The 1,660-nt window shown below is 68.3% G+C and carries 2 protein-coding genes and 1 pseudogene; 2 read left to right on the top strand and 1 reads right to left on the bottom strand.

The annotated features are described in order from the left end of the window. Positions 1 to 187: pseudogene (locus ACOJVU_RS17685) on the bottom strand (oxidoreductase); the annotation flags it as partial. A gap of 261 nt (positions 188 to 448) precedes the next feature. Between ACOJVU_RS17685 and ACOJVU_RS17680 the strand changes: the two are divergent. Beyond that, positions 449 to 955: a hypothetical protein gene (locus tag ACOJVU_RS17680; RefSeq protein WP_421530962.1), complete on the top strand. Its 507-nt coding sequence runs from the start codon at positions 449 to 451 to the stop codon at positions 953 to 955. A 60-nt stretch (positions 956 to 1,015) separates the two neighbouring features. Next, positions 1,016 to 1,660, top strand: a 645-nt coding sequence (locus ACOJVU_RS17675) for a methyltransferase domain-containing protein (RefSeq protein ID WP_421530961.1), incomplete at its 3' end; no start/stop codon positions are given.

Genomic DNA, 1,660 nt, shown 5'->3' with positions numbered 1-1,660 from the left:
ACGACCCGCCGGTGATGAGCACCACCTTGCCCTCGACCGCCTCCTCGAGGGTGCGGCCCTGCACCGCGTCGAGCACGTTGCGCCAGTAGAACGGCCGGTAGCGCCCGGCCGAGTTGGGCGTGTTCACCAGGCTGGACACGGCGGCCAGCGGCTTCTCGACCAAATTCGTGAGGTCACCGAGGTCCATCAGCATCGCTCCTGATGTTGCCGGTGCGGCGTGGGTGGTGTGACGCGGGTCATGGAGCCAACCTAGGACATCGGTCGGTCCAGGGATGCCGATAGTTGCAGATTCCCATCGTGTCGACGCCTCGACGCCGGGCCCGGGTGCCATTCGGGATCGCCCGCCCGATAACAGCCGGGCAAAGGTCTGAACACACGCTGCGAACAACCTGTGGACAAGCCGATGTGTCGCATGAGACACCCGTCGAACAGGTCATACTTGACCGATATGAGACTGATGCCCACCACCGTCGCGGCCCTGGTGTTGAGCGTCTGCGGCGTGGCCGCAGCCCATCCGGCGGCCGGCACCTCCGCAGGCGCGGACTGCGCCGCGCCCGCGACCGCGGTCAAGCAGCTGATCTGCACCGACCCGCATCTGAGCGACCTCAACCACCGGACGAAGACCGCCTACCACCAGGCGCTGGCCCGGCCCGGCACGGACCGCGCAGCGCTGCTTTCGGCGCGGAAGAACTGGAAGATCGCCCGCGACGGTTGCGCGTACAACACCGACGTCCACAACTGCGTACTGGCGGCCTACCAACCGGCGGGCTTCGGTCAACTCACCTCGCAGTTCTACGGTCAGCTGGCCTCGCCGCGCGCGGTGCTCAACTGGAAGGGCGACCACCAGGTCCTGTTGCTGCGGCGGTCCGGATATCCCCGGTCGGAAAACGCCGAACACCGGGGCGAGGTCAAGCTCGAGTTCAACGGCGCAACGTTCCTCTGCCGCCCCGAGTGATCTGCGCTGCGCCGCCGGCCCGCCGCGCGCCGACCACATCGCGTGGATGAGAATGCGCCCATGGCGCGCAGCTTCGAGGATCTGGTGAGCGAAGCCGAATCGGTCTCGGTGGACGGTTGGGATTTTTCGTGGCTCGACGGGCGCGCATCCGAAGAACGCCCGTCCTGGGGTTACCAGCGTCTGCTGAGCCGTCGGCTGGGGCACGTGTCGGCCGCCTGCGACCTCGACACCGGGGGCGGTGAGGTGCTGGCCGGCGTGGCGAAATTCCCGCCGGCGATGGTTGCGACGGAGTCGTGGCCGCCCAACGCGGCCCTGGCCACCGCGCTGTTGCATCCGCGCGGCGTGGTGGTCGTGATGACCGGCGACGACGCGGGATTGCCCTTTGCCGCCGAGGCGTTCGACCTGGTGAGCTGCCGTCACCCCATCGACGTGCGGTGGAACGAGATCGCACGGGTGCTGCGGCCGGGCGGCACGTACCTGGCGCAGCAGATCGGGCCCGCAACCATGGCCGAGCTGGTCGAGTATTTCATCGGCCCCCAACCGCAGAAATGGGCGGCGCTGCAGCCCGACACCCAGCGCGCGCAGGCGCAAGCCGCCGGGCTAGAGGTCGTCCAGATGCGGATGGAGCGGATGCGGGCCGAGTTCTTCGACGTCGGGGCCGTCGTCTATTTCCTGCGCAAGGTGATCTGGACGGTGCCGGACTTC

This window comes from Mycobacterium sp. THU-M104 (assembly GCF_049197365.1).
GTDB lineage: Bacteria > Actinomycetota > Actinomycetes > Mycobacteriales > Mycobacteriaceae > Mycobacterium.
The sequence above is the reverse complement of the archived record's forward strand: the minus strand, read 5'-3'. Positions and strand labels throughout refer to the sequence as shown.

Coding starts and splice junctions, on each gene's coding strand:
- ACOJVU_RS17680 (WP_421530962.1), top strand. CDS start 449: ATGAGACTGATGCCCACCACCGTCGCGGCCCTGGTGTTGAGCGTCTGC.